Raw genomic sequence first — 22,487 nt, 5'->3', positions numbered from 1 at the left:
CGGGGCGAAAATGCCCTGATGGAAACTGATATGGGGGTGGTGCAGATGATTTCAAGCGTAGAGGGCGACGGCGGACGAGTGGTGTTTATTGGTCTGACACCTATTCAAGAACACCGTAAAACCAAATGTGGGAGGGGGCTTGCTCCCGATTGCGGACTGTCAGCCAATGAATAGGTTGACTGATACACCGCTATCGGGGGCAAGCCCCCTCCCACATTAGCCCTGCTATGCCTTCGAAATCAGCGGCTCTGGCGTTGTTGTAACAACAGGTTGCTAAACCCGGCCCCGGCCAATTGTTTCTGCGCCACGGTCAGCTGTTCACGGTTGCTGAACGGCCCTACCAGTACGCGATACCAGGTCGCTTCCTTCACAGTGCCGGACTCAACCGTCACCGCCTGGCCCAACAGGATGATCTGCGCACGCACACGATCGGCATCCGCTTGTTTCGGGAACGAGCCCGCCTGCAGGAAGAACTTGGTCACCGGCGCGGCCTTGGTGGCGGCCACTGGCGGCGCTGGCGGAGGAGTGATCCCGGCCAACGCGGCCTGGGCACGCGCCGTGTCGATTTTCGCCGCTTCCGCTGGGGTCACTGGCGTGGTCGGCACTTGTGGCGTCGGCAGGGTTTTCTCCGGCACGGCGTCAGGTGGCACGATCACTTCCGATTCCGGCAGCAAGGTATAGAAGTCGTACTTCGGCTTCACCGGTGCCGTCGGGCTCGGCGCAGTCTTGTTGGCTTCGGCCATTTTCGTGGCCTTCTGCTGCTCTTGCTTGACCCGTTTGACGTCATCGCCCTTGCCCGGGTCGAGCTTCATCAGGAACACGATAAACGCGCCGACCGTGAGGCCGATGGCCATCCACAACCACCCCGGGATAGGTTGCTTCGCCGGTGCCTGGTAGCGACTGGCGCCGCGCTTGGGTGCAGGTTTTTTCTTGGCAGCCAACTTACATACGCTCCAGAGTTTCCAGGCCCAAGAGTTCCAGGCCTTGCTTGAGGGTGCGTCCAGCCAGGGCGGCGAGGCGCAGGCGACTTTGTTTCTGGGCTTCGTCGTCGGCGGTGAGGATCGGGCAGTTCTCGTAGAAACTGGAGAACAACCCGGCCACTTCGTACAAATAGGTGCACAGGATATGCGGTGTGCCTTTCTCGCCAACGCTGTTCAGCACTTCGCCGAACTGCGCGAGCTTGGCGGCCAGTTCCTGTTCATGGGCGGCGTCCAGCACGATGTGGCCTTCCACTTCGCTGAAGTCCTTGCCCAGCTTGCGGAACACACCGGCCACGCGGGTGTAGGCGTACAACAGGTACGGCGCGGTGTTGCCTTCGAAGTTGAGCATCAGTTCGAAGTTGAAGCTGTAGTCGCTGGTGCGGTGCTTGGACAGGTCGGCGTATTTCACCGCGCCAATGCCTACCACGCGGGCGATGTTGCGCAGGTCGGCCTCGGCCAGCTCCGGGTTCTTTTCCTTCACCAGGTTGTAGGCGCGTTCCTGGGCTTCGTTCAGCAGGTCGATCAGCTTCACGGTGCCGCCGTCGCGGGTCTTGAACGGGCGGCCATCGGCGCCGTTCATGGTGCCGAAGCCCATGTGTTCCATGTGCATCGGGTGGGTGACGAAACCGGCGCGACGGGCCACTTCGAACACTTGCTGGAAGTGCAGGGCCTGGCGCTGGTCGACAAAGTACAGCGCACGGTCGGCCTTGAGCACGCCGCTGCGGTAACGCACGGCGGCCAAGTCGGTGGTGGCGTAGAGGTAACCGCCATCGGCCTTGACGATGATCACCGGCAGCGGCTCGCCGTCGGCGGTCTTGAATTCTTCGAGGAACACGCACTGCGCGCCGTTGCTTTCGACCAGCAGGCCCTTGGCCTTGAGGTCGTTGACCACGTTGATCAGGTCGTCGTTGTAGGCGCTTTCGCCCATTACGTCGGCCATGGTCAGTTTGACGTTGAGCAGCTCGTAGATTTCCTGGCAGTGGGACAGCGAGATGTCACGGAAGCGCGACCACAGCTCCAGGCATTCCTTGTCACCGGCCTGCAGCTTGACCACCAGGCCGCGGGCGCGGTCGGCGAATTCTTCGGATTCGTCGAAACGCTTCTTGGCGGCGCGGTAGAAGTTTTCCAGGTCCGACAGCTCGTTGCTGGTGATCGGGTTTTCCTGCAGGTAGGCCATCAGCATGCCGAACTGGGTGCCCCAGTCGCCTACGTGGTTCTGACGGATCACGGTGTCGCCGAGGAATTCCAGCACCCGTGCCACGCCGTCGCCGATGATGGTGGAGCGCAGGTGGCCAACGTGCATTTCCTTGGCCAGGTTCGGTGCCGACAGGTCAATGGCCACGCGCTGCAGCGGGCCGGCCTTGCGCACGCCGATCCTGGCGTCGGCCAGGGCCGCGTCCAGGCGCGACGCCAGGGCCTGGGTGTTCTGGAAGAAGTTGATGAAGCCAGGGCCGGCGATTTCGGCCTTGGTCACACTCTCGTCGGCCGGCAGCGCGGCAATGATTTTTTCCGCCAGGTCGCGCGGTTTCATCCCGGCCGGCTTGGACAGCATCATCGCGATATTGCTGGCGAAGTCGCCGTGGGTCTTGTCGCGGGTGTTCTCCACCTGGATCGCCGGCGACAGGCCTTCAGGCAACACACCTTCGTTGACGAGTTGGGTGAGGGCTTGTTGGATCAGCTGGCGAATGGTGTCTTTCATGGTGTTCTCTTTCGACCGCATGCGGCGGCGCGCGATGCGCAGGTGGAAAAACTGGGCATTATCCGTGGCGAGGGCGGGCTTGCCAACCGTTCCGGACCTGTGGAGCGTTTTAAGGTCTGTAGGGGCGAGCTTGCTCGCGAAAATCGTTAACGATAACGCGGGCTTTCTGGTTTAACGCGCAGCTCTGGAGTTTTTCGCGAGCAAGCTCGCTCCTACAGTGGCTTGTGGATCAGTACAGGTCCACCGGGTCCACATCCAACGACCATCGCACTTGCCGGCCGCTGGGCATTTGCTCCAGCTCAAGCATCCAGCTACTTAATAGTCGATGCAGCGGCGCACGCGAGGTTGCCTGCAAGAGTAGCTGAGCGCGATAACGTCCGGCGCGACGTTCCATAGGCGCGGGCACCGGGCCGAGTAGCTCGATGCCACTCAAGCCCAGTTCACCGAGCAAACGTTCGGCAACGCTGCAGGCTTCATCGAGAAACCCTTCGGCCTGGCCCGGCTTGTGGGCTTCGGCGCGCAGCAACGCGAGGTGCGCGAAGGGCGGCAGGCCAGCCGCACGGCGTTCACTCAAGGCCTGCTCGGCGAAGGCAAAGTAACCTTGTTCTGTCAGTTGAATCAGCAGCGGGTGGTCGGCCAAGTGCGTCTGGATAATCACCTTGCCCGGCTCTTCGGCCCGCCCGGCCCGGCCTGCCACCTGCACGATCAACTGCGCCATGCGTTCGCTGGCGCGGAAATCCCCGGAGAACAGCCCGCCGTCGGCATCCAGGATCGACACCAGGGTCACCCGTGGGAAGTGATGCCCCTTGGCGAGCATCTGCGTGCCCACCAGGATGCACGGCTGGCCTTTCTGGATGGTGGTAAACAGCTGGTTCATGGCGTCTTTGCGTGACGTGCTGTCGCGGTCTACCCGCAGCACCGGGTAATCCGGAAACAGAATGCCCAGGCGCTCTTCGGCGCGCTCGGTGCCGGCCCCCACCGGGCGCAGGTCCACCTTGCCGCACTGCGGGCAGTGGCGTGGCACCCGTTCTACGTGGCCGCAGTGGTGGCAACGCAGTTCGCCGTGGCGCTGGTGCACGGTCATGCGCGCATCGCAGCGCTCGCATCCGGACATCCAACCGCAGTCATGGCACAGCAGCGTCGGGGCAAAACCACGGCGATTGAGAAACACCAGGACCTGCTGGCCGGCGGCGAGGGTCTGGCCGATCGCCTGTTGCATCGGCCCGGAAATACCGCTGTCCAGCGGGCGACTTTTCACGTCCAGGCGCAAGAAGCGCGGTTGCTTGGCGCCGCCGGCGCGTTCGTTCAGTCGTAGCAGCCCGTAACGGCCGGTGTAGGCGTTGTGCAGGCTTTCCAGGGAGGGTGTTGCCGAGCCCAGCACAATCGGAATGTCTTCCTGGCGTGCGCGCACCAGCGCCAGGTCGCGTGCGTGGTAGCGCAGGCCTTCCTGCTGTTTATAGGAGCCGTCGTGCTCCTCGTCGATGATGATCAGCCCAGGGTTTTTCATCGGCGTGAACAGCGCCGAACGGGTGCCGATAATGATGTCGGCCTCGCCGTCCCGCGCCGCCAGCCACGACTCCAGGCGCTCACGGTCATTGACCGCCGAGTGCACCAGGGCGATGCGGGCGTTGAAGCGCTGCTCGAAACGCGCCAGGGTCTGTGGGCCCAGGTTGATCTCGGGGATCAGCACCAGTGCCTGCTTGCCGGCCTGCAGGGTTTCGCGGATCAATTGCAAATACACTTCGGTCTTGCCGCTGCCCGTGACCCCAGCCAGCAGGAAGGCGTGGAAACTGTCGAACCCAGCGCGGATCGCCTCGTATGCGGCGCGTTGCTCAGGGTTCAGCGGCAACTCCGGCTGGGCCAGCCAGTGTTCGTGGCGCGGGTCTGGGGCGTGCTTGCGGATTTCCACCTGCACCAGGCCCTTGGCCAGCAGCAGGTCGAGGCTGTCCTTGCTCAGCATCAGCTTGCTTAATAGCTGATGGGCGACGCCGTGGGGGTGCTGGGCCAAGGTGGCCAGGGCTTCACGCTGGCGCGGGGCGCGGGCGATACGCGGGTCGTCGAGTCGCGCGCCGGGCACCATCGACCAGAAACGTTCCTGGCGCGCTTCGGCCAGTTCACCCTGGCGCAGTAGCACCGGCAGCGCCCAGCTCAAGGTGTCGCCCAAGCTGTGCTGGTAATACTGCGCGGTCCACAGGCACAGCTTGAACAGCTCGGGCGGCAGCGGTGGCGTGGTGTCGAGGATGGCTATGGCGGGCTTGAGCTTTTCGGCGGGCACTTCGCTGTGATCGGTAACTTCCACCAGGATGCCGATCATCTCCCGCCGCCCAAATGGCACACGCACACGCATGCCCGGCTGCAACTGCGCCCGCAGCACGCCAACCGGAGCCCGGTAATCGAACAGGCGGCGCAGGGGCGAGGGCAGGGCGAGGCGCAAAATGGCGTCGGGCACGCGAGGGGTCTCATATATAAAGGCGGGCGATGGTGCAGGGGCGGGAGCCTAGCAGACGAGGGGGGGCTTGGGTATGCCTCGCTTTTCTGATGAAAGGCGCTTTTATCTTTACAAGCAAATAGTGTCGCCGCTTGCGCGTTTAAAAAGGTCTGGTAGAATCCGCGGCCTAATTACGTGCGGTATTCGACAATAGTGTCGAGTGGCGGCACGCTAGCCCGAGGAAGTGCCATGAAAGCCGATATCCATCCAGCGTACGAAACCATCGAAGTCACCTGCAGCTGCGGCAACAAGTTCGAAACTCGTTCGAACCTGTGCAAGCCACTGGGTACTGACGTATGCAACGAGTGCCACCCGTTCTACACCGGTAAGCAGAAAACTCTGGACACCGGCGGCCGTGTACAGCGCTTCGCAGATCGCTTTGGTGCTTTCGGCAAGAAGCCTGCTGCTACTCCAGCAGAGTAAGGTTCAAGAGCCTTATGGGCTTTTACCCGCTGTTGAAAAAGGCGTCCCTTGTGGGCGCCTTTTTTGTGCCTGGGATTTGGCTCGCGACTGCCCAGGCCGAAGTATTCTGCCCCGCGCCAGCATCTATGGTCGAAGTCTCGGTGCAGCGTGTGGTGGACGGCGACACCGTACGCCTCAAGGATGGCCGCAGCGTGCGCATGATCGGCCTCAATGCGCCGGAAACCGGCAAGAAGGGCCGCACTGACGAGCCGTTTGCCGTCGCCGCTCGCCAACGTTTACAGGCGTTGGTGCAGGCCAGTGGTGGGCGTGTCGGTCTGGTGCCTGGGCGCGAAGGCAAGGATCACTACGGTCGCACCCTGGCGCACCTCTACGGCGCCAACGGCGAGAATCTGGAAGTGCAATTGCTGGTCGAGGGCCTGGGTTTCCAGGTGGGCGTCGCGCCGAATGTGGACCTGGTCGCCTGCCAGCAGGCGGCCGAAAACAGTGCTCGCCAAGCGCGGCTCGGCCTATGGCGCCAATCGCCAGTGCAAACCGTGGCGCAACTGGAGCGCTCCGGGTTTGCGCTGGTCACTGGCCGGGTCAGCAAGATCGAGCGCAATCGCGGTGGAATCTGGATCGAATTGCAGGGTTCATTGGTATTACGCATTGCACCCGATCTGGTCAGTCGATTCGATGCGGCGCTGCTCGAGGGTCTGCAAGGCCGCATTATCGAAGCGCGTGGGTGGGTGCAGGATCGCTCCCGCCGCGGTGGCCTGAAAAAAGGCCAGTCACGCTGGCTGCTGCCATTGACCGATCCTGGCATGTTGAAATCGACGTCTTGAATAAAAAATTGTAGACATTTTTTATTTCGATTGTGAACAGTTGCAGCCCTTGTGTCCCGTGGCTCTTGGCCAAAAGTCGTAGCCCAGGGCCCTTGACACCTGTGACTGCCCAGTCTTGTAGGGACTTTGCGACACGCGTATCCTCGGCGGTCCGTCGACCAACAGTAAAAGCGGAATGCCGATATGTCTGATTTGAAAACTGCCGCTCTCGAATACCATGCCCATCCTCGTCCAGGAAAGCTGAGTGTAGAGCTCACCAAAGCCACTGCCACCGCTCGCGACCTGTCGCTGGCCTACAGCCCTGGTGTTGCCGAGCCCGTACGTGAAATCGCCCGTGACCCAGAGCTGGCGTACAAGTACACCGGCAAAGGCAACCTGGTTGCAGTGATTTCCGATGGCACCGCGATCCTTGGCCTGGGTAACCTCGGCCCGTTGGCTTCCAAGCCAGTCATGGAAGGTAAAGGCGTGCTGTTCAAGCGCTTTGCCGGCATCGACGTTTTCGACATCGAAGTCGACTCCGAAAGCCCGCAGGCTTTCATCGACACGGTCAAGCGCATTTCCATCACCTTCGGTGGCATCAACCTGGAAGACATCAAGGCACCTGAGTGCTTCGAGATCGAAAAGGCCCTGATCGAACAGTGCGACATTCCGGTATTCCACGATGACCAGCACGGCACCGCGATCGTTACCGCGGCCGGCATGATCAACGCTCTGGAAATCGCTGGCAAAACCTTGGGTGAGGCGAAGATCGTCTGCCTGGGCGCTGGCGCTGCGGCTATTTCCTGCATGAAGCTGATCATCAGCATGGGCGCCAAGCTGGAAAACATCTACATGGTCGACAGCAAGGGCGTGATCCAGTCCGAGCGTACCGACCTGAACCAGTACAAGGCGATGTTTGCCCATCCGTCGTCCAAGCGCACCCTGGCTGACGCCCTCGACGGTGCCGACGTGTTCGTCGGCCTGTCTGGCCCGAACCTGCTGAGCGCCGAAGGCCTGAAGTCCATGGCGCCGAATCCGATCGTATTCGCCTGCTCCAACCCGGACCCGGAAATCTCGCCGGAACTGGCTCACGCCACCCGCAGCGACGTGATCATGGCCACCGGCCGTTCGGACTACCCGAACCAGGTCAACAACGTACTGGGCTTCCCGTTCATCTTCCGTGGTGCCCTGGACGTTCGCGCCAAGCGCATCAACGAAGAAATGAAAGTGGCCGCCGCCAACGCCCTGCGTGAACTGGCCAAGCTGCCTGTTCCTCAGGATGTATGCGACGCCTACGGTGGCGCCAAGCTGGAATTCGGTCGTGAGTACATCATTCCGAAGCCAATGGATAAGCGCCTGATCACCCTGATCTCCGATGCCGTGGCCAAGGCCGCCATCGAGACCGGTGTGGCGACCCTGCCGTATCCGAAGCACTACCCGCTGCAGAGCGTGGATGATGTGTTCAACGGCTAAGCCGTTGTAGCGCATCAACAAAAAGCCCCGGCTCGGATGAGTCGGGGCTTTTTTGTGGCTTGCGATTCACTTGAGGTCTGTGAAGACCGAAATGTGGGAGGGGGTTTGCTCCCGATAGCGGTGTATCAGTCACTAGATTCATTGGCTGACAGTTCGCTATCGGGAGCAAGCCCCCTCCCACATTTAGATCTATGTAGCGTCTTGAATCAGGTCAGAACAAATCGATCGGTGCGCCTTCATCCGCCGGCAGCGGGCTGCCCGGTGCAACACCATTGCCCAGCTCATTGACCGACGGCGGCGTGTCTTCACTCTTGAACAACTCGAAGTACGCGTTCGGCGTGCTCGGCGAGGCGGCACGGCCACTGACCGGGTCGATGCGCAGGCTGAGGATGCCTTCCGGTTCCGGCTGGGTGTGCAGTGGCTTGTCCTTCAACGCTGCGCCCATATAGCTTATCCAGATTGGCAGCGAGACCGTGCCACCAAACTCGCGGCGGCCCAGGCTTTCCGGCTGGTCGTAGCCGGTCCACACGGTGGTCACGTAGTCGCCGTTATAACCGGAGAACCAGGCGTCCTTGGATTCGTTGGTGGTACCGGTCTTGCCGGCGATATCGGCGCGGCCCAGGGCCAGGGCGCGGCGGCCGGTGCCCTTCTTGATGACGTCTTGCAGGATGCTGTTGAGGATATAAGTGGTACGGCCATCCACGATGCGCTCGGCAACTGCCGGGGCTTGCGGTTCGCCCGCAGTGGGGGCGTTTGCGGCCGGCGTAGTACCTGGCGCTGGCTCGATGGTGATGCCGCCGTTGCCCGGGGCTGCGAGACCATCGGTTGCCGCCACGCCATTGACCACATCGCCGGGTACCCGTGGCGGGTTGGCGGTGAACAGGGTGTCGCCATTGCGGCTTTCGATCTTGTCGATCAGGTACGGCGTGATCTTGTAGCCGCCGTTGGCAAAGGTGCTCCAACCGGTGGCGATTTCCATTGGCGTGAGTGTTGCGGTACCCAGGGCCAGGGAAAGGTTCGGCGGCAGGTCCGACTTGGCGAAGCCAAAGCGTGTCATGTAGTCGATGGTCTTGCCCACGCCCATTGCCTGTAGCAGGCGGATCGAGACCAGGTTGCGCGATTTGTATAGCGCCTCGCGGATGCGGATCGGGCCAAGGAAGGTATTGGTGTCGTTTTTCGGCCGCCAGACCTTGTCCAGGTACTCATCAACGAACACGATCGGCGCGTCGTTGACCAGGCTGGCGGCGGTGTAGCCGTTGTCCAGCGCGGCACTGTAGACGAACGGCTTGAAGCTCGAGCCTGGCTGGCGCTTGGCTTGGGTAGCGCGGTTGTAATTGCTCTGCTCGAAGGCAAAGCCGCCGACCAGCGCACGGATCGCACCGTTCTGCGGGTCCAGCGACACCAGGGCGCCCTGTGCGACTGGCACCTGGCTGAATTTAAGGCTGTCATCTTTCTGGCGTTGTACGCGGATCAAGTCACCCACCTGGGCCACGTCGGACGGCTGCTTGGGCATCGGCCCCATGCTGTTGGTGTTCAGGAACGGGCGCGCCCATTTCATGCTGTCCCACGCCACATGGGCTTCGCCGGTGCGGGTCAGTATCTGGATGCCGTCTTTCATCACCTGGGTGACGATGGCCGGCTCCAGGCCGCTGATCGAGCGCTGCTTGCCCAATTCAGTGGTCCAGGCGCTCAGGGTCTTGCCCGGCAGGCGCGATTCGGGGCCGCGATAGCCGTGGCGCTGGTCATAGGTGATCAGTCCTTCGTGTACCGAGTGGTTGGCAATTTCCTGCAAGTTGCTCGGAACCGTGGTGGTCACGCGGAAGCCTTCGGTGTAGGCCTCGCTGCCATAACGGCCGACCATCTCGGCGCGGGCCATTTCGGCGATGTACGGTGCATTCACCTCCGGCGTTGGCACGTGGTAGCTGGCGTTCAGCGGTTCGGCCACGGCGCTTTCGTAAGCGGCTTGATCGATCTTGCCCAGCTTGTACATGCGCCCCAGGATCCAGTCGCGCCGTTCTTTACTGCGCGCCGGGTTGGCCAGTGGGTTGAAACGCGACGGCGCCTTGGGCAGGCCGGCAATCATGGCCATCTGCGCCAGGCTGGCGTCACGGATCGACTTGCCATAGTAGACCTGGGAAGCGGCCTCGATGCCGTAGGCGCGGTTGCCCAGGTAGATCTTGTTGACGTACAGCTCAAGGATTTCGTCCTTGGTCAGCTGGCGTTCGATCTGCAGCGCCAGCAGGATCTCAGTGGCTTTACGGGAAAAACTGCGCTCGCTGGTGAGGAAGAAGTTCTTCGCCACCTGCATGGTGATGGTGCTGCCGCCGGATTGAATGTGTCCGCTTTTTACCAACTGCGTGGCCGCACGCACCAGGCTGCTGGGGTCGACGCCGTAGTGGTTGGCGAAATTGTCGTCTTCGGCCGACAGCAATGCGCTGATGAAGTTGGGTGGAATGTCGGCGAAACGAATCGGTGTGCGGCGCATTTCGCCGAACTCCGCGATCAGTTTTTCATCGCTGCTGTAGACCCGCAAAGGAATCTGCAACTGGATACTTCTGAGTGCCTCTACGGAGGGCAAACCCGGACTAAGGTAGAGGTAGGCCCCGCTGAGTACGAGCAGCAGCCCGCAGACGATGGCGACAATGGAGTACCCGAAAAACTTCAGCAGACGAATCAAGGCTTTTGGATTTCCAGAGAAAAGAATGAGTTACGCGTCGGGGCATGCATGGCAAACGATGGATCGACCCGGGCAGCAGATAAAAAGCGGGAAAAAACGCTGGGCATTAAAGCATTTTTCGGCTTGGGGCGTCATTCGCGTGCCGTGAACAAGCCGACCGAATGCAGGGTGCCTGGCAGCAATCAGGCGATATGGCAGCCGGTATGACAGGGAAAGTTTTGGGGAGTTTTATGGGAAAGGGATTTTTCAGGCGAAAAGTCGACACCGTCCTGGGCGTCGACATCAATGACAGCAGCATCAAGCTGATTGAGCTGGGCCGTTCATCGGGCGGTTTCAGCGTCCAGGGGTACGTCACCCAGGCACTGCCACCCCAAGCCGTAGTCGATGGCACCTTGTTGGATCTCGAAGGCGTGGGGCGAGCATTGCAACAGGCATTATCCCGCCTGGGCACTTCAGCCAGGCACGCCGCCGTGGCCGTGGCAGGCCCTTCGGTGATTACGCGATTGATCGAAATGGACGCGGGCCTCAGCGACGAAGAAATGGCCTGGAAGATCCAGATGGAAGCCGACCAGTTCATTCCTTATCCATTGGATGAGGTGGCCATCGACTTTCAGGTCCAGGGTCCATCGACCCATGGTCCGCAATGGGTCAGCGTGATGTTGGCAGCTTGCCTGCGCGAGCAGGTCGAAGCACGGGAGGCGGTTTTGGCCCTGGCGGGGCTGGTGCCGAGGGTGGTAGATGTCGAAGGGTTTGCATTGGAGCTCGCTTGCCGTCAGGATTTTGCCAGCTTCACGCTAGGTCATCGAGTCGATGGCGCACAATGGGCCGCGGATGCCCAAGGGATGGGAGTGGCTTGCGGGTTGGCCCTGAGGAGTTTCGCTGGATGACACGAATCAATCTTTTGCCTTGGCGCCAGGCGCTGGCTGAGCGCAGGCGCAAGTATTTCCTGATGCTGTTATTGGCCTTTGCCTGCCTGGCGCTCGCGGCGGTGTGGCTGGCTGATCAAGTGATCGACCAGGCGATAGACCGGCAGGTGACGCGCAATACCCGCCTGGGTGAGAACGTCGCCGCCCAGGATTCACGGATCAGGACCATCGACGACTTGCAGGAGCGAAGCCAGCAATTGGCTGAACGCATGAAGGTTGTGCAGGACCTGCACGATGCCCGCTCTTCCGGCGCCCGGTTGTTCGATCAGTTGGCTCGCTCGGTGCCCGAGGGCGTCCATCTGCATGAAGTGGTGGCAAACGGCGACACGATCAGCATCCGCGGCAGTGCTGAAAGCAACCAGGATATCGCCCGGTTGATGCGTCGGCTGGAGGCGTCGCAGGGCGGCCACGCGACTCGGTTGCAGCGCGTTCGGGCAGAGGGTGAGCGCGGGGATAATGAATTCCAGCTGATGGTACGCCAGGGGGAAACCAGCGAGGCGCAACCATGAGCCTGCCCAGGCTCGATTTCTCCACGCTTTCCCACAACGCAGCTAAATGGCCCTTGCCGGGCAGGGTCCTGCTCGGTTGTGCGCTGGCCGGGCTGGTGCTGTTGGTGGGAGAGGTTTTGCACCTGGGGCCGTCGCGGGAGCGGTTGCATGGGGTTGTTGTGCAGGAACAGGCACTGCAACAGCAGCTAGCAGAAAAAACCGGGTTGGCCGCCAGCCTTGAGGCGCGCACCGATCAGCTCAGGGTGATGGAGGGCAAGGTTGCGGGTCTGCTGCAATCGTTACCCGGCGAGTCCGAAGTGCCTGCCTTGCTCGAAGACATCGCCCGTCTGGCGGTTGCCAATGGCGTGTGGGTCGAGGGCATCACGGTGCTGGATGAGGCGCCTCGACAGCTCTATATCGAGCAACCTATGCAGATAGGCGCCACCGGGGCCTATCACGATCTGGCGACGTTCGTCGGCGCCTTGGGTGGGTTGCTGCGGGTTATCACGGTGCAGGATGTTGCGCTTCGCCCTGAAGGTGCTCTGATGCGTCTCGACATGCTGGCCAAGACCTATCGAAGCACCATGCCAAGCGGCAAGGCCCGCCAGGCGCTTGAGCCCGGCCCGCAACTTGGCTACGAACCATTTGGCTACGAACCGTCGTCCCTGCGCGATCCGTTCCAACCGCTCGCCCTGCAGGTAGCCCGCGTGCCCGGTCGACCGGGCCTTGCGCCCGATCTCACCCGGCCACGGGGACTGCTGGAGGGCATGGCCATCGATCAGTTCGTAATGGTCGGCACGCTGTTCCGTGGCGTGCAGGCTTTCGCCTTGCTGCGTGCGGGATCACGGGTGCATCGGCTGGCGGTGGGTGATTACCTGGGGCCGGACCATGGCCAGGTCACGGCCATTCAAGACGGGTATATCGAACTGGTCGAGCTGTTCCCCGATGAGCAGGGTGCATGGTTGGAACGCCCGCGAACCCTTGTTTTGAACGTCAACTCATAACGGAATCAAACAATGAAAAGGACTTTCTCGTCCTTCGGTGTGGCGCTATGGATAGCGTTCACGGCACCGATGGCTGCTGCTGTGCCCAATCGCCTGGACCTGATCCACGTGCCGCCGCCCGACAGTGCATCACCGGCCAGCTATGCGGGGGACAGACTGACCCTCAATTTCCAGGACATTGACCTGCGGGCGGTACTGCAGCAAATCGCCGATGTGGCCGGGCTCAACCTGGTGACCAGCGACGAGGTCCAGGGCTCGATAACCCTGAGGCTCAAGGATGTGCCCTGGGACCAGGCGCTGGACCTGGTAATGCAAACCAAGGGCCTCGACAAGCGGGTCAAGGGCGGCGTGTTGCTGGTGGCGCCCGCTGATGAACTGGCCGCTCGCGAACTGCTGGCGCTGGAGTCGCGCAAGCAGATGGCTGAGCTGGCACCGTTGCGTCGGGAGTTATTGCAGGTCAATTACGCCAAGGCGGCGGACCTGGCCAAGCTGTTTCAGTCGGTGACCGGCTTTGAGGGCGCCACGGATGAGCGCGGCTCGGTGGCAGTGGATGACCGCACCAATAACATCATCGCCTACCAGACCGGCGAGCGGCTGGAAGAGCTGCGGCGAATCGTGGCGCAATTGGATATCCCCGTACGCCAGGTAATGATCGAGGCGCGTATTGTCGAGGCCAATGTCGACTACGACAAAAGCCTGGGCGTGCGCTGGGGTGGGCGGCTCAATCGTGGTAACTGGGGCGCCGGAGGTATTTCCAAGCCCCTGGCGGACGGCGCCGAGCCACCGGAAAACCCGCCCAGTTCACCCTTTGTCGACTTGGGTTCGCTGACCGGTACGTCGGGTCTGGGTATTGCCTACATCACTGATAACCTGCTGCTGGATCTTGAGCTGACCGCCATGGAAAAAACCGGCAATGGCGAAATCGTCTCGCAGCCCAAGGTGGTCACTTCCGACAAGGAGACCGCACGCATCCTCAAGGGCACCGAGATTCCCTACCAGGAATCCACCTCCCAGGGTGCTACCTCGGTGTCGTTCAAAGAGGCTTCGCTGTCGCTGGAGGTCACGCCGCAAATCACCCCCGATGATCATGTGATCATGGCGGTCAAGGTGACCAAGGATGAGCCCGACTACCTGAACAGGCTCAATGATGTGCCGCCGATCAAGAAAAACGAGGTCAACGCCAAGGTGCTGGTCAGGGACGGCGAGACCATCGTCATTGGTGGGGTTTTCTCCAACACCCAAAGCAAAGTGGTAGATAAAGTGCCATTTTTGGGCGATGTGCCGTATCTTGGCCGCCTTTTCCGGCGCGATGTGCTGGCGGAGAAAAAATCCGAGCTGCTGGTATTCCTGACTCCGCGTATTATGAATAACCAGGCGATTGCTGTGAGTCGTTGATTCTGTGCGAAATTTGATTCTTGTAGGACCGATGGGGGCTGGAAAGAGCACCATCGGCCGTTTGCTGGCCAAAGAGCTGCGCCTGCCATTCAAAGACTCCGATAAGGAAATTGAATTGCGCACGGGTGCCAATATCCCATGGATCTTCGATAAAGAAGGCGAGCTGGGTTTTCGCGACCGCGAGCAGGCGATGATTGCCGAGCTGTGTGGCTGCGATGGTGTGGTATTGGCCACCGGCGGTGGTGCAGTGATGCGCGACGAAAACCGTCGGGCGCTGCATGCCGGCGGTCGGGTGGTGTATTTGCACGCGTCGGTCGAACAGCAGGTGGGTCGCACCGCCCGTGATCGCAATCGTCCGTTGCTGCGTACCGCCGACCCGGCGAAAACCTTGCGGGACCTGCTGGCGCTGCGCGATCCGCTGTATCGGGAAATTGCCGATCTGGTGGTGGAAACCGATGAGCGGCCACCGCGAATGGTGGTGCTCGATATTCTTGAGCGCCTGCAACGGTTGCCACCCCGTTAAAGCCTGGCGCGAAATGCGCTATTCTCGGCGGCACGCCATGACCTTACGAGGTGTGGCGTAGAGCTATTAGGCGGTGTCGGATCACGGCGTTGCCGGTCGTCAATACATCTTCAACGCGGGGACACATGCAGACACTTAAGGTCGATCTAGGCGAGCGCAGCTACCCGATCCACATTGGCGAAGGTCTGTTGGACCAGCCTGAGCTGCTCGCACCGCATATTGCCGGCCGGCAGGTGGCGATCATCTCCAACGAAACGGTCGCGCCGTTGTACCTTGAGCGTCTGAGCCGCAGCCTGGCGGCGTATTCGGTGATCTCGGTGGTGTTACCTGACGGCGAAGCCCACAAGAACTGGGAAACCCTGCAACTGATCTTTGATGGCCTGCTGACCGCGCGCCATGACCGTCGAACCACCGTGGTCGCCCTGGGCGGCGGTGTGATCGGCGACATGGCCGGTTTTGCCGCGGCCTGCTACCAGCGCGGCGTGGATTTTATCCAGGTGCCGACCACCCTGTTGTCCCAGGTTGATTCGTCGGTGGGCGGCAAGACCGGTATCAACCATCCGCTGGGCAAGAACATGGTCGGTGCGTTCTACCAGCCTCAAGCCGTGCTGATCGACACCGCCACCCTCAACACCTTGCCGCCGCGCGAGCTGTCGGCAGGCCTGGCGGAAGTCATCAAGTACGGGTTGATCTGCGACGAACCTTTCCTGACCTGGCTCGAAGAACACGTGGATGCCCTGCGCGCACTCGACCAGGTGGCCCTGACCGAAGCCATTTCCCGTTCCTGCGCCGCCAAGGCGCTGGTGGTAAATGCCGACGAGCGGGAGTCCGGCGTGCGCGCCACCCTGAACCTGGGCCACACTTTCGGCCATGCGATCGAAACGCACATGGGCTATGGTGTGTGGTTGCATGGGGAAGCGGTAGCGGCTGGCACGGTGATGGCATTGGAGATGTCACAACGCCTGGGATGGATCAGTGCCCAGGAGCGTGATCGTGGTATCCGCCTGTTCCAGCGCGCCGGTTTGCCGGTCATCCCGCCGACGGAGATGACCGAGGCTGATTTCCTCGAACATATGGCAATAGACAAGAAAGTGATCGACGGTCGACTGCGACTGGTGCTGTTGCGCCACATGGGCGAAGCGGTGGTGACCGACGATTATCCGAAAGAGATTTTACAGGCCACGCTGGGAGCGGATTACCGCGCCCTGGCCCAGCTCAAAGGTTAATGAGACCCGATGACTAGTTTGCATGCCGACGAGGCGTTCCTCGGCCACTACCAGTTAAGCCACGACCCATTTGCTCCGCGGGTACCGGGCTTCAAATTCTTCCCGGCCCAGCGCAAACCCGTGCTGGGGCAACTGCACCACCTGGCACGCTACAGTCAACTGTTGCTGGTGGTCACCGGCCCGTTGGGCAGCGGCAAGACGTTGCTGCGCCAGGCACTGGTTGCCAGTACCAACAAGCAATCGGTGCAAAGCGTGGTGGTGTCGGCCCGTGGCGCCGGTGACGCGGCGGGCGTGCTGCGCCAGGTTGCCCAAGCGTTGGACGTGGCTAACGCGGAGCCGAACGCGATTCTCAAGCAGGTGGTGCAACTGGGCCTGACCGGCCAGGAAGTCTACCTGCTGGTAGATGACGCCGAGCAGCTTGACGAGTCCGCCCTGGAAGCGCTGTTGGCGCTGGCGGCGGGTACGCCGGAAGGTCGCCCCCATGTGTTCCTGTTTGGTGAGTCGTCGTTGATCGCCGACCTGGAGCAGATCAGCGGCGATCAGGAGCTGTTCCACGTCATCGAGCTGCAGCCGTACGAAGAGGAAGAAACTCGCGAATACCTGGCCCAACGTCTTGAAGGCGCCGGGGCGGGCATCGAACTTTTCACCGCTGCGCAGATCTCTGATATTCACGAAAGCTCCGATGGCTGGCCTGGCAATATCAACCAGGTCGCCCGCGATGCCATGATCGAAGCCATGATTGCCAGCCGCTCTGCGGTCAAGCGTCCAAAGATGGGGTTCACTATGCCTAAGAAGCACGTATTGGCTATTTCCGCCGTTGTCGTGGTCGCTGTAGCCGCCGCCTGGTTGATCCCGGGCCGCAACAAGGCACCGACCACCGCCGGCGCGCCAACCGAACAGGCGCAGTTGCCACTGGGCAAGCCCACGCCAAACGTCGAGTTTGCCAACTCAGGCCAACCGACCAACCTGCCGATGGTCGGCCAGCCTGTGATGCGCGGCCCGCTCGCCGAAGAAGCCGGTGGCATCTCCGAAGGCGACGACGGCGTGCCGGTGGAAGGCTCCAGCGCCACGCCGCCGACCGTGACGACTACCGCGCCACCTGCCGGTGTACCCGCTGGCACGCCAGCAACCCCAGTGGCGCCCGCCACACCGGTTGCCCCAGTCGCCAAGCCGACTCCGGCACCGACGGTTGCCACTGCCAAACCCGCAGCACCAGTGGCCAAGCCGACTCCAGCACCGGCCCCAGCCGCCAAGCCGGCTGAAAAACCTGCGGCCACGGTCGCCAAGGCCGGCGCCGCTGGCAGCAGCTGGTACAGCAGCCAACCTACCGGCAACTTCGTGGTGCAGATCCTCGGCACCAGCTCCGAAGCCAATGCCCAGGCGTTTGTCAAAGAGCAGGGCGGCCAGTACCGTTATTTCAAGAAAGTGCTCAACGGCAAGCCTCTCTACGTGATCACCTACGGCAGCTTCCCAAGCCGCGCCGCAGCTGATTCTGCCATCAAGGCCTTGCCAGCGAAGGTTCAGGCTGGTAAACCTTGGCCTCGCACTGTTGCCAGCGTTCAACAAGAACTGGCAGCAACTCGCTGAAGATCCGGCGGCCTTACCCAGGTCGCCCTCCCGGCACCTCAAAAATAATCGCAAGGCGTGCAGCTTCCTGGAAGCCGCGCGCTTTGTGGTGTCTGCGTCATAGTAGCTTTTGAGTCGTAGCGGTCAGAATTAAAAAAGTTTTGACTAGCACAGCATATCGCTTTAAACCTTTCATAAATGCGACATAGATTTGCGACATTTCGTCGCTAAATTTGTGAGCGTCTGTGTCGGTGTGTACAATGACCTCCCTTTTGCCCCCGCTAAGCCGGCGTACGTTCGGCGTGGAAGGTAACCGGTTGAATTGAAAAGAAATTTGCCTCGATATAAGAGGCAGCCTGGTGAGAAAGTGTCTATGAAAGCAGGTCTGTACCAACCCGATGAATTCAAGGATAACTGTGGTTTCGGCCTGATAGCCCATATGCAGGGCGAGCCCAGTCATACCCTTCTGCAAACGGCCATCGAGGCCCTGACCTGCATGACCCACCGCGGTGGGATCAACGCCGACGGCAAGACCGGTGACGGTTGTGGCTTGCTGATTCAAAAGCCTGACCAGTTCCTGCGCGCTGTCGCCAAAGAGCATTTTGCGGCCGACCTGCCCAAGCAATACGCCGTGGGCATGGTGTTCTTCAACCAAGACCCGGTAAAAGCCGAAGCCGCTCGCGAGAACATGAACCGCGAGATCGTCGCCGCCGGCCTGCAACTGGTGGGCTGGCGCAAAGTGCCAATCGACACCAGCGTACTCGGCCGCCTGGCCCTGGAGCGCTTGCCGCAGATCGAACAAGTGTTCATCGCAGGCGACGGCCTGAGCGACCAGGACATGGCGATCAAGCTGTTCACCTCCCGTCGCCGTTCGTCGGTGTCCAACGCCGCCGACACCGACCACTACATCTGCAGCTTTTCCCACAAGACCATCATTTATAAAGGCCTGATGATGCCGGCGGACCTCACCGCCTTCTATCCAGACCTGAGCGATGAGCGCCTGCAAACAGCGATCTGCGTGTTCCACCAGCGCTTTTCCACCAATACCTTGCCGAAATGGCCGCTGGCCCAGCCATTCCGCTTTCTCGCCCACAACGGCGAGATCAACACCATCACCGGCAACCGTAACTGGGCCGTGGCCCGTCGTACCAAGTTCGCCAACGATCTGATGGACCTGGAAGAACTCGGCCCGCTGGTCAACCGCGTGGGTTCCGACTCCTCCAGCATGGACAACATGCTCGAACTGATGGTCACCGGCGGCATCGACCTGTTCCGTGGCGTGCGCATGATTATTCCGCCAGCGTGGCAGAACGTCGAAACCATGGACCCGGATCTGCGGGCGTTCTACGAATACAACTCGATGCACATGGAACCGTGGGACGGCCCGGCTGGCGTGGTCATGACCGATGGTCGCTACGCGGTGTGCCTGCTCGACCGTAACGGTCTGCGCCCGGCGCGTTGGGTCACCACCACCAACGGTTTCATCACCCTGGCGTCGGAAATCGGCGTGTGGAACTACAAGCCGGAAGACGTGATCGCCAAGGGCCGCGTGGGCCCTGGCCAGATTTTGGCCGTGGACACCGAAACCGGGCAGATCCTCGACACCGACGCCATCGACAACCGTTTGAAGTCCCGCCACCCATACAAGCAATGGCTGCGCAAGAATGCCCTGCGCATCCAGGCGACCATGGAAGACAACGACCACGGTTCGGCTTTCTACGACGTTGACCAACTCAAGCAGTACATGAAGATGTACCAGGTCACCTTCGAAGAGCGCGACCAGGTGCTGCGTCCGCTCGGCGAGCAAGGCTACGAGGCGGTCGGCTCCATGGGCGACGACACGCCCATGGCCGTGCTGTCCCAGCGCGTGCGTACGCCGTACGACTATTTCCGCCAGCAGTTCGCCCAGGTCACCAACCCGCCGATCGACCCGCTGCGTGAAGCCATCGTGATGTCTCTGGAAGTGTGCCTCGGTGCCGAGCGCAACATATTCCAGGAGTCGCCTGAGCATGCGTCCCGCGTGATCCTCAGCTCGCCGGTCATCTCTCCGGCCAAGTGGCGCTCACTGATGACCCTGGAGCGTCCAGGCTTCGACCGTCAGATCATCGACCTGAACTACGACGAGAGCCTCGGCCTTGAAGCTGCTGTGCGTAACGTCGCCGACCAGGCCGAAGAAGCCGTGCGCGCCGGTCGTACCCAGATCGTGCTGACCGACCGCCATATCGCGCCGGGCAAGCTGCCTATCCATGCTTCGCTGGCCACGGGTGCGGTGCACCACCGCCTGACTGAAAAGGGCCTGCGTTGCGATTCCAACATCCTCGTTGAAACCGCTACCGCCCGTGACCCGCATCACTTTGCGGTGCTGATCGGCTTTGGCGCTTCGGCTGTTTATCCGTTCCTCGCGTACGAAGTGCTGGGTGACCTGATCCGTACCGGTGAAGTCCTGGGCGATCTCTATGAGGTGTTCAAGAACTACCGCAAAGGCATCACCAAGGGCCTGCTGAAGATCCTGTCGAAGATGGGTATCTCCACTGTCACCTCGTACCGTGGTGCCCAGTTGTTCGAAGCCATCGGCCTGTCGGAAGAGGTCTGCGAGATGAGCTTCCGTGGCGTGCCGAGCCGCATCAAGGGCGCGCGTTTCGTCGATATCGAAGCCGAGCAGAAAGCCCTGGCGGCCGAAGCCTGGAGCGCGCGCAAGCCGATCCAGCAAGGCGGCCTGCTCAAGTTCGTGCACGGTGGTGAATACCACGCCTACAACCCGGACGTGGTCAGCACCCTGCAAGCCGCTGTGCAGCAGGGCGACTACGCCAAGTTCAAGGAATACACGAGCCTGGTGGATAACCGCCCGGTGTCGATGATCCGCGACCTGTTCAAGGTCAAGACCCTGGACACGCCGATGGACATCGCCGAAGTCGAGCCGCTGGAGTCAATCCTCAAGCGCTTTGACTCCGCCGGTATTTCCCTGGGTGCCTTGTCCCCCGAGGCCCACGAAGCCCTGGCCGAAGCCATGAACCGCCTGGGTGCGCGTTCTAACTCCGGCGAAGGCGGCGAAGACCCGGCGCGCTACGGCACCATCAAGAGCTCGAAAATCAAGCAAGTGGCAACCGGCCGTTTCGGGGTCACCCCGGAATACCTGGTCAACGCCGAAGTGCTGCAGATCAAAGTTGCCCAAGGCGCCAAGCCCGGTGAAGGCGGCCAGTTGCCAGGCGGCAAGGTCAATGGCCTGATTGCCAAGCTGCGTTATGCCGTGCCGGGTGTGACCCTGATTTCGCCACCGCCGCACCACGACATCTACTCGATTGAAGACTTGTCGCAGCTGATCTTCGACCTGAAGCAGGTTAACCCGCAGGCCCTGGTCTCGGTGAAACTGGTAGCGGAAGCCGGTGTAGGCACCATCGCCGCTGGCGTGGCCAAGGCCTATGCCGACCTGATCACCATCTCCGGCTACGACGGTGGTACCGGCGCATCGCCGCTGACCTCGATCAAGTACGCCGGTGCACCGTGGGAACTCGGCCTGGCCGAAACCCACCAGACCCTGCGCGGCAACGACCTGCGCGGCAAAGTGCGGGTGCAGACCGACGGCGGCCTGAAAACCGGCCTCGATGTGATCAAGGCCGCGATCCTCGGCGCCGAGAGCTTTGGCTTCGGCACCGCGCCGATGATCGCCCTGGGCTGCAAGTACCTGCGCATCTGCCACTTGAACAACTGCGCCACTGGCGTTGCGACTCAAAACGAGAAGCTGCGTAAGGATCACTACATCGGCACCGTCGACATGGTGGTGAACTTCTTCACCTACGTCGCCGAAGAGACCCGTGAGTGGCTGGCCAAGCTGGGTGTGCGTTCGCTGGAAGAGCTGATCGGGCGTACCGATCTGCTGGATATCCTCGAAGGCCAGACCGCCAAGCAGCAGCATCTGGACCTGACGCCGCTGTTGGGCAGCGACCATATCCCGGCAGACAAGCCACAGTTCTGCCAGGTCGACCGCAACCCGCCGTTCGACAAAGGCCTGCTGGCCGAGAAGATGGTCGAGATGGCCGGTTCCTCGATCAACGACGCCAGCGGTGGCGAATTTACCCTGGATATCTGCAACTGCGACCGTTCTATCGGCGCACGCATCTCCGGCGAAATCGCACGCAAGCACGGCAACCAGGGCATGGCGAAAGCGCCGATCACTTTCCGCTTCAAGGGCACCGCAGGCCAAAGCTTCGGCGTATGGAACGCCGGCGGCCTGCACATGTACCTGGAAGGCGACGCCAACGACTACGTGGGCAAGGGCATGACCGGCGGCAAGCTGGTGATCGTTGCGCCTAAAGGCAGCGTCTACAAGAGCCAGGACAGTGCCATCATCGGCAACACCTGCTTGTACGGCGCCACCGGTGGCAAGCTGTTCGCCGCCGGGACCGCCGGTGAGCGTTTCGCTGTGCGTAACTCCGGTGCCCACACCGTGGTGGAAGGTACGGGCGATCACTGCTGCGAGTACATGACCGGAGGCTTTGTCGCGGTACTGGGCAAGACCGGTTACAACTTCGGTTCGGGCATGACCGGCGGTTTCGCCTACGTGCTCGACCAGGACAACACCTTCGTCGACAAGGTCAACCACGAGTTGGTCGAGATCCAGCGGATCAGCGGTGAAGCCATGGAGTCCTACCGGAACCACTTGCAGCACGTGCTGGACGAGTACGTCGAGGAAACCGGCAGCGAATGGGGTCGTAACCTCGCCGAGAACCTCGATGATTACCTGCGTCGTTTCTGGCTGGTCAAGCCCAAGGCTGCCAACCTGAAATCGTTGCTTTCCAGCATCCGTGCCAACCCGCAGTGA

Annotated in this window: 15 protein-coding genes; 11 read left to right on the top strand and 4 right to left on the bottom strand. The window is 61.5% G+C overall.

Annotated features, from left to right (window positions below; genetic code table 11):
• Positions 1–239: 239 nt before the first annotated feature.
• The 3 genes from JFT66_RS06830 to JFT66_RS06820 form a co-directional block, all read right to left on the bottom strand.
• Positions 240–941 carry an SPOR domain-containing protein gene (locus JFT66_RS06830; protein WP_034117338.1) on the bottom strand — a complete coding sequence of 234 codons (702 nt, stop codon included), beginning with the start codon at positions 939–941 and terminating at the stop codon, positions 240–242.
• A gap of 1 nt (position 942) precedes the next feature.
• On the bottom strand, positions 943–2,679 hold the full coding sequence (gene argS, locus JFT66_RS06825; protein WP_153838679.1) for an arginine--tRNA ligase: 1,737 nt from the start codon (positions 2,677–2,679) through the stop codon (positions 943–945).
• A 229-nt stretch (positions 2,680–2,908) separates the two neighbouring features.
• Positions 2,909–5,128 carry a primosomal protein N' gene (locus JFT66_RS06820; protein WP_162524890.1) on the bottom strand — a complete coding sequence of 740 codons (2,220 nt, stop codon included), beginning with the start codon at positions 5,126–5,128 and terminating at the stop codon, positions 2,909–2,911.
• Positions 5,129–5,356: 228 nt separating this feature from the next.
• Here JFT66_RS06820 and rpmE point away from each other — a divergent pair, with 228 nt between their 5' ends.
• The 3 genes from rpmE (at position 5,357) to JFT66_RS06805 (ending at position 7,863) form a co-directional block, all read left to right on the top strand.
• On the top strand, positions 5,357–5,590 hold the full coding sequence (gene rpmE / locus JFT66_RS06815; protein WP_005784030.1) for a 50S ribosomal protein L31: 234 nt from the start codon (positions 5,357–5,359) through the stop codon (positions 5,588–5,590).
• Positions 5,591–5,604: 14 nt separating this feature from the next.
• Positions 5,605–6,411 (top strand): thermonuclease family protein, encoded by an 807-nt coding sequence (locus JFT66_RS06810; protein ID WP_198859022.1) that lies wholly within the window; start codon positions 5,605–5,607, stop codon positions 6,409–6,411.
• 183 nt (positions 6,412–6,594) lie between these two features.
• Positions 6,595–7,863: a malic enzyme-like NAD(P)-binding protein gene (locus tag JFT66_RS06805; protein WP_034117342.1), complete on the top strand. Its 1,269-nt coding sequence runs from the start codon at positions 6,595–6,597 to the stop codon at positions 7,861–7,863.
• A 211-nt stretch (positions 7,864–8,074) separates the two neighbouring features.
• On the opposite strand, the gene JFT66_RS06800 is transcribed toward JFT66_RS06805, so the two are convergent.
• Entirely contained in the window at positions 8,075–10,537 is a 2,463-nt protein-coding gene (locus tag JFT66_RS06800) for a penicillin-binding protein 1A (protein WP_442963599.1), read from the bottom strand.
• Positions 10,538–10,770: 233 nt separating this feature from the next.
• On the opposite strand from JFT66_RS06800, the gene pilM reads away from it, so the two are divergent.
• The 8 genes from pilM (at position 10,771) to gltB (ending at position 22,487) form a co-directional block, all read left to right on the top strand.
• Positions 10,771–11,427: a type IV pilus assembly protein PilM gene (gene pilM / locus JFT66_RS06795; RefSeq protein ID WP_198859021.1), complete on the top strand. Its 657-nt coding sequence runs from the start codon at positions 10,771–10,773 to the stop codon at positions 11,425–11,427.
• Positions 11,424–11,975 (top strand): PilN domain-containing protein, encoded by a 552-nt coding sequence (locus JFT66_RS06790; RefSeq protein ID WP_034117344.1) that lies wholly within the window; start codon positions 11,424–11,426, stop codon positions 11,973–11,975. Before pilM ends, JFT66_RS06790 begins: the two co-directional genes overlap by 4 nt.
• Entirely contained in the window at positions 11,972–12,958 is a 987-nt protein-coding gene (locus JFT66_RS06785; protein ID WP_034117345.1) for a pilus assembly protein PilP, read from the top strand. The genes JFT66_RS06790 and JFT66_RS06785 overlap by 4 nt, the downstream gene beginning before the upstream one ends.
• A gap of 69 nt (positions 12,959–13,027) precedes the next feature.
• A complete protein-coding gene (locus tag JFT66_RS06780) occupies positions 13,028–14,353 on the top strand; it encodes a type IV pilus secretin PilQ (protein ID WP_034117346.1) in 1,326 nt (441 codons plus the stop codon).
• Between the two features lie 4 nt (positions 14,354–14,357).
• Complete coding sequence (gene aroK, locus JFT66_RS06775; protein WP_003187914.1) at positions 14,358–14,876, top strand: shikimate kinase AroK; 519 nt, start codon at positions 14,358–14,360, stop codon at positions 14,874–14,876.
• A gap of 125 nt (positions 14,877–15,001) precedes the next feature.
• Positions 15,002–16,102 (top strand): 3-dehydroquinate synthase, encoded by a 1,101-nt coding sequence (aroB, locus tag JFT66_RS06770; protein ID WP_024072965.1) that lies wholly within the window; start codon positions 15,002–15,004, stop codon positions 16,100–16,102.
• Positions 16,103–16,111: 9 nt separating this feature from the next.
• Positions 16,112–17,689: an SPOR domain-containing protein gene (locus tag JFT66_RS06765; RefSeq protein ID WP_034117347.1), complete on the top strand. Its 1,578-nt coding sequence runs from the start codon at positions 16,112–16,114 to the stop codon at positions 17,687–17,689.
• A gap of 352 nt (positions 17,690–18,041) precedes the next feature.
• Positions 18,042–22,487, top strand: coding sequence for a glutamate synthase large subunit (gene gltB / locus JFT66_RS06760; RefSeq protein ID WP_034117348.1), 4,446 nt, complete (start codon positions 18,042–18,044; stop codon positions 22,485–22,487).

It is taken from the genome of Pseudomonas sp. MF6755 (assembly GCF_016405635.1).
GTDB lineage: Bacteria > Pseudomonadota > Gammaproteobacteria > Pseudomonadales > Pseudomonadaceae > Aquipseudomonas > Aquipseudomonas haemolytica.
Note: the sequence above shows the minus strand (reverse complement) of the source record. Positions and strands in the feature narration are given on the sequence as shown.